Genomic DNA, 6439 nt, shown 5'->3' on the forward strand with positions numbered 1-6439 from the left:
GCTACCTGGTGAGCGCCAGTACCTCGGCTCCCGGCAGGCCCGCGAGGAGCTTGCCCGGGACCAGGAGCTTGGAGCGGCGCAGACCGCTGCCGACGACCACCTCGGCCGCGGCGGCGACCGCCTCGTCCACGAGGACCGGCCACCCCTCGGGCAGCCCCAGCGGCGTGATGCCGCCGTACTCCATGCCGGTCAGCCCGGTCGCCTCGTCCATGGGGGCGAACGACGTCTTGCGGGCGCCCAGGTGGCGGCGCACGATCCCGTTGACGTCGGCGCGCCGGTCGGCCGGCACCATGCACGCCGCGAACGACACCTCGCCGCCGCGCCTGGCCGCGACCACGACGCAGTTGGCGCTGGTGTCCAGGGGCATCCCGTACGTTGCGCAGAACTGCGCGGTGTCCGCGAGGTCCGGGTCGATCTCGGCCACGCGGGCCTCCCCGAGCCCCCGGACGGCCTCCATCACGGGGGCGGCCAGCAGGTCCGGACACTCGTCGGCGCGCACCCAGCGAAGTTCAGTGGACATGGAACACCTCAGGTCGTCGGATGGCGGACAAGGGCCAGGTTAGCGACCCTCCAGGGGAGAGCGGGGACCGTCCGGGCGGCCGGTGCGAGGACGGCCGCGCGAGCCGTCCGGCCCGGCGACGGCCCCCAGGGCCAGCTCCGCGAGCCCGTCGGCCCGGTACCCGGGCCAGCCGTGCACCGCTTCGAGGTACTCCTGCGGGATCGCCCCGGCGCCCCAGCGGGCGCCGAGCAGCGCCCCGGCGATCGCGGCCACGGTGTCGGTGTCGTTGCCCGCGCGGACGGCGGCCCGGAGCGCGGGCACGAACCCGTCGGGCTCGCGGACCACCGCCGACCAGGCCGCCTGGAGGGCACGCACCACGAACCCGTTGTCGTGGAAGAAGTGCGGGGGCCGCACCTCGGCCTCGTCCAGCCATGCTCCCCACTGGCCGCGCCGGTCCTCCGGCAGCAGCTCCAGGCCGCCGCGGACCCCGCCGGTGTCTCCGTGGACCACCGCGTGCCGCACCCCCTCGCACCACAGCACGCACGCCTCGGAGGCGAGCGGGTCCGCGTGGGTGAGCCTGCTGTACCGGTCGGCTGCGACCGCCAGGCCCCCGGGGTCGTCCAGGTAGGCCAGGGCGAGTGGTCCGGTACGCATCAGGGACCCGTTCCCCGCGCTGGGGACGCCGTCGTCGAAGCGCCGGGCGGAGACCCGCTCCATCACCTCGGCGACCTCGGGCGTCCCGAAGGCGTGGCCGGAGTCCCGCATCACCGCGCGGGTCTGGTTGCCGATGTCGGAGGCCCCGTTGCCGGCCCAGTCCAGGAACGCGTCGGCGGTCCGGCACAGCGCCTCCGCCGACAGCGGGTCGGCGTGGTCGCGCAGGGTCCGGGCGATGCACACCGCCATCTGGGTGTCGTCGGAGTACTCGCCCGGCTCGTACGGTCCGAGCCCGCCGCCCACCATCCGGGGCACCTGGTCCTCGGTCAACGCCGGACCGAACTCGTACGGAACTCCCAGGGCGTCGCCGCAGGCCGCACCGAGGAGGACGCCGACGGCGCGGTCGTCCGTGCTTCCGGGAAGAGGCAGGTTCACAGGTTCCTCGCAACGTTTCGGTACCGGGGGTGCTGCGACTCGACCCTATCGACAGAAACCTGTCCGCATCCGGCCTGATCGAGGACGAAAGATGATGGTTCATAGCCGTAGAATCCGTCCCATGGAGACCCCCACTCCCGATCCCCTCTCCGGTCACACACTGCACGGGCGCTACGTCCTGGGCTCCCGTGTCCGCAGCGGGGCCTCCGGGACCGTGTACGCAGCGCACGACCTCCGCGAGGAGCGGACCGTCGCGGTCACCGTGCTCCACCCGTGGCTGTTGGGGGACCACGGGGCGGTGCACGCCTTCGTGGGGCGGGCGCAGACGCTGGAGACGGTCTCCCACCCCGGCCTGGCGCAGGTCCTGGACCACGGGCACGACGACGCGCACGTGTACGCGGTCGCCGAGTACCTGCCCGGGGAGACCCTCGCCGAGGTACTGGGGGACGGCGGGGGCGAGGGGCTGCGGTACCCGCCGCACATGGCGCTCTCGATCGTCGTCGACGTACTGACCGCCCTGGACGCCGCCCACCGGTCGGGGATCGTCCACGGCGACCTGGACGCGGGCAAGGTCGTGATGGGCGACGGCGGGTTGGTGCGGGTCACCGGCTTCCCGCTGCTGTTCGACGCCGCCGAGGACGCCGGGCCCGAGACCCGCACCGACGTGCGCGCCGTCGGGGTGCTCCTCCACACGCTGATGACCGGTGACCCCTCCGAGGCGGACGAGACCCGGCCGCTCCGGCCCTCGGCCGTGCTCCCCGACCTGCCTCCGGACCTGGACATGCTGGTCGCCAACGCGACCGACCCGAACCCGCGCTACCGCCCGCGCGACGCCGGTCAGTACCTCACCCTCGTCGAGCAGGTGAAGCGGTCCCTCCCCAGGTCCGACGTCGACCGCGACGGCGACACCCGGCCGATCCCGGTCGTCACCGACCTTCCGGCCGAGGACGCGGAGGGACGGGACGGGACGGGGAAGGGCCGAGGCGGACCCGTTCCGGGGTGGCGCCGCACGCCGGTGCTGGTCGTGGCGGGGGCGCTGGTGCTCGCCCTGTTCGCGGCCGGGTGGGCCCTCGCCCCCGAGGGGGGAGCCGCGCTCCCCGACGTCATGGGCAGCGACCCGGAAACGGCCGAGGCGCGGTTGGCGGCCCTGGACCTCGAACTGGTCGTGGCGTTCGACGAGACCTACAGCGACACCGAGGTGGTCGGTGCCGTCGCCGACACCACCCCGGACGCGGGGTCCGACGTGGAGCGGGGAGACGAGGTCCTGCTGTCGGTGTCCGCGGGGCCGCGGTTCGCCGAGATCCCCGACGTGGTGGGCGGTACCGAGAACGAGGCGCGCGAGGCACTGCGCGAGACCGGCTTCATCCACATCGAGGTGGTCCAGGAGCACTCCCCAGAGGAGGCGCCCGGAACGGTCCTGTCGACCGTCCCCGCGACGGGGGACGAGGGCGACAGGGACGAGCCCGTCACCGTCCACGTCAGCGAGGGGGTCATCGTCCCGACACTGCTCGGCATGGGGCAGGAGGAAGCGGGGTCCGCCCTCGCCGGCCTGGGCCTGGAGGTCGAGGTCACCGAGGCGCACCACGACACGGTGCCCGAGGGCGAGGTCGGCGGCCAGACGCCCGAGCCGGGCACGATCCTGCCCGAGGAGGGCGTCGTCACCCTCGCCGTCTCCCTCGGGCCGGAGGACGAGGAGGACGAGGACGAGGCGGAGGAGTCGGAGGAGGCCTCCTCACCCTCCGAGGACGACCGCGGTGACGATGACGACGGCCGTGGCGACGACGGACGCGGCGACGATGACGACGGACGCGGCGACGACGGCTGGGGTGGCGGCGGGCGAGGCGACGGCGGAGGCTGGGGCGACTCCGGCGGCGGCTCCTGCGAGACCGCGGCCTGGGACGGCGACACCGTCTACGACACCGGGGACCAGGCCGCCTACCGCGGGCGCGTGTACGAGGCGCGCTGGTGGATCCAGGGCGTCCCCCCGAGCATGGGCGAGGACTGGGGCGTCTGGGTGGACCGGGGCTCCTGCTGACCGGTCCGGCCCGACAGGCCGCGCCCCGGCCCCGCGCCGTCCCGCACGGTCAGCGCGCGGGGGTGAAGTCCGCGAGGTGGTCGCGCACCCACTCGCGGTAGGTCAGCGGAGGGCGGCCGGTCGCCTCCCGCACCCCGTCGCCGACGGGTTCGGGGGTGCTGACCATCTCGGCCCAGTGGGAGAGGGCCTCGTCCGCGAAGTCCCGGTCGTTCATGGCCAGCGCCAGTTCCTCCCGGGCCTCCTCCAGGGGCTGCTCCTCCCAGCGGACGGGGACGCCCGTCTCCTCGCCGATGATCCGGACCTGGTCGGCCTGCGTGACGGTCTCGGGGCCGGTGATGTCGTAGCTCCTCCCCGTGTGCCCCTCGTCGAGCAGGGCGCGGACGGCGGCAGCCGCGACGTCCTTCTCGTGGACGAGTGAGCGGGACGCGCCGCCGTAGGGCGCCCGGACGACGCCGCCGGGCACCTGGTCGGCCCACATGAGGGTGTTGGTGGCGAGGCCGGTCACACGCAGGAAGGTCCACTCGTCGGTGGCGGCGCGGACCGCTGCCTCCACCCGGCCCCAGACGCCGTTCTCCTCCACCGGTCGGTCGTCGTGGACGCCCGACGCGGAGAGGTAGACGATCCGGCTGGTGTGCCGGGCGATGGCCGCCACGGTCTCCTCCACCCCGTCCCCGCCGAACCCGGGCCAGAGCAGGTAGGCGCCCGCGGTGCCCTTCGCCGCGGAGGCGACGGCCTCCGGGTCGGTGATGTCGCCGTGGACGACCTCGACCCCCTCCGGCAGGCGGGCCGCGCCCGGGTTCCGCACGAGGGCGCGGACCGGGACGTCCTCCGCGAGCAGCCCCGCCACCACGTGGCGGCCGGTGGCCCCTGTGGCTCCGGTGACCAGGATCGGCTGGTTCATGATGTCTCCCTCTGCGCGGTGCGGGCCGGACCCCCGGTCCGGCCGGGCCCCGGTCGGTGCCCACGGCCCACACTCAGGCCTCAACTAATATTGAGGTCAAGTCCGGCCGTCGAACCGGTTTCCCCGAGGCGCGCCCCTCGGCCGTCCGCACCGCAGGCCGCGGAGCCGACCAGCGCCCCAGGGACAGGGGCGGTCACCGGGGTTCCTGCCGCCCGTTCCGCCCCGTGCCCGCACGCCGGTCCCCCTCACCAGGCGGTAGTGAGGTTCGTCCTGGACGAATGCGCAGAAAGCCCCGGCCATCAGAGGCCCTCCCGTCACACCGGCAACGTTTCCGGTCCGCCCATGGGAAAGGGCGACCGGCCCCCGCTCCCACCCCCCGCCGCCGCCGCGATCGGCGGCCCCGAAAAATGGCTCGACGGCGTGGCGGCGTCCTGTGACAGTGATACGCATGACGAACTCCGCACGTGTGACCGCAGCGGACCTACAACTCATGCAGGGCTTGGCACAGCGTGTCACCGCCACCCGCCCGGAACTGGTGAACAGCGACGCGTCGTACGGCGAGCTGGCCTGGAACTGGGGCACATGGCAGGTCGGCGACGGCGCGGGCCGGCCGCGCCGACTGTGGTTCTCCGGCGGGGAGCTGGTGGCGTGGGGCTGGGCCGTTCTCCCGCACCGGGCGACACGGAGCGACGGGTCGGTCAAGGACGTCACCGGCGCCTACCTGGCGTACCAGGTCCACCCCGACCACACCGGACTGGTCGACGAGGTCATCGACTGGTACGACGCCACGGCCGCGGGCCTCGAACGTACGGTCCTGCCGGGTGCCGCCGACGAGTTCGCCCTGGAGCGTTGGGCGGCGCACGGCTACGGGACCGACCCGGCCTCGCTCGGCGACACCGGGACCTGGACCCAGCTCAACGAGCGCGACCTCACCGACGTGGAACAGCCGGCGCTACCGGACGGATTCCGGTTCCGCACCGCCGACGAGGCCGGGCCGGAGGCCGCGGTCCGGGCCCACGTGGACGCCTGGGCGCCCTCCACGTACACGGCCGAAGCCTACGAGGGCGTCCGGCGGACGGCGGCGTACCGCGGTGACCTGCACCTCCTGGTGGAGGCGCCGGACGGGACGATGGCGTCCTCGGCGATCATGTGGCTCGACGAGGCGAACAGGACCGTTGAGTTCGAGCCGGTCGGGACACATCCGGATTACCTGCGTCGCGGACTGGGAACGGCGATGCTCCTGCACGGAATGCACCTGGCGAGGGCGGCCGGGGCCACGCACGCGACGGTCGTCTGCCTGGGGGCGCCGGGGTATCCCCGGGCGCGTGGACTGTACTACGGCGTCGGCTTCCGGCTGTTCACGCGGGAGGTCCCGCTCATCAAGGCCGGGACCGCGGACTGAGGGCGGGCCGCCCCCCGGACCGACGCGGGACACGGACACCGGGCTACTCCCTCGTGTCGTCACCGCGGGCGAGGCGACCGAAGTGCCCCACCGCCGCGCCCAGGGCGAAGTGCGCCGCCTGGTGTTCTGTCATCGGCACCACACCGGCGGGCACGGTCACCCGGAACGGGAACTCGTCCTCCGGACTGATACGGAAGTCGTCGATGATCCCCTGGGACAGGAGCATGGTCAGTGCCTCGCGTATCTGCCCGTTGCGGTTGTCCGACGCCCAGATCGACATGTCTCCACACTAGCCCGACGAGACCGGCACGACCCCCCGAATCCCTTTATCCGCCGGGCTTTCCGCTCTCCGGTCCGTGATCGGAGCCGGCGCCTGCCGTGCCGTGGACACCGCGCCACGGGCACCGCGCCGTGCCGCCTCCGCCGTGACCACGGGAGGCACCGGGCAGGGGCACGGGAGGGCCCCGGACACAGGTGTGGGGGGGCGCGTGGACCCGGGCCCCCCCCCCCCCC

The 6439-nt window shown here is 74.0% G+C and carries 6 protein-coding genes; 2 read left to right on the plus strand and 4 right to left on the minus strand.

What is annotated here, in order from left to right:
• Position 1 precedes the first annotated feature (1 nt).
• Positions 2–520 carry a YbaK/EbsC family protein gene (locus ACFWTE_RS22400; RefSeq protein WP_378781696.1) on the minus strand — a complete coding sequence of 173 codons (519 nt, stop codon included), beginning with the start codon at positions 518–520 and terminating at the stop codon, positions 2–4.
• 39 nt (positions 521–559) lie between these two features.
• Entirely contained in the window at positions 560–1588 is a 1029-nt protein-coding gene (locus ACFWTE_RS22405; RefSeq protein WP_378781697.1) for an ADP-ribosylglycohydrolase family protein, read from the minus strand.
• A 121-nt stretch (positions 1589–1709) separates the two neighbouring features.
• On the opposite strand from ACFWTE_RS22405, the gene ACFWTE_RS22410 reads away from it, so the two are divergent.
• Positions 1710–3623, plus strand: coding sequence for a PASTA domain-containing protein (locus tag ACFWTE_RS22410; protein WP_378781699.1), 1914 nt, complete (start codon positions 1710–1712; stop codon positions 3621–3623).
• A 49-nt stretch (positions 3624–3672) separates the two neighbouring features.
• Here ACFWTE_RS22410 and ACFWTE_RS22415 read toward each other — a convergent pair whose 3' ends face one another.
• On the minus strand, positions 3673–4524 hold the full coding sequence (locus ACFWTE_RS22415; protein WP_378781701.1) for an SDR family oxidoreductase: 852 nt from the start codon (positions 4522–4524) through the stop codon (positions 3673–3675).
• A 448-nt stretch (positions 4525–4972) separates the two neighbouring features.
• Here ACFWTE_RS22415 and ACFWTE_RS22420 point away from each other — a divergent pair, with 448 nt between their 5' ends.
• On the plus strand, positions 4973–5926 hold the full coding sequence (locus ACFWTE_RS22420; RefSeq protein ID WP_378781703.1) for a GNAT family N-acetyltransferase: 954 nt from the start codon (positions 4973–4975) through the stop codon (positions 5924–5926).
• A 43-nt stretch (positions 5927–5969) separates the two neighbouring features.
• Here the strand turns inward: ACFWTE_RS22420 and ACFWTE_RS22425 are convergent, their stop codons facing one another.
• Positions 5970–6206 (minus strand): hypothetical protein, encoded by a 237-nt coding sequence (locus ACFWTE_RS22425; RefSeq protein ID WP_378781705.1) that lies wholly within the window; start codon positions 6204–6206, stop codon positions 5970–5972.
• Positions 6207–6439 lie beyond the last annotated feature (233 nt).

The organism is Nocardiopsis sp. NPDC058631, from assembly GCF_042716955.1.
GTDB lineage: Bacteria > Actinomycetota > Actinomycetes > Streptosporangiales > Streptosporangiaceae > Nocardiopsis.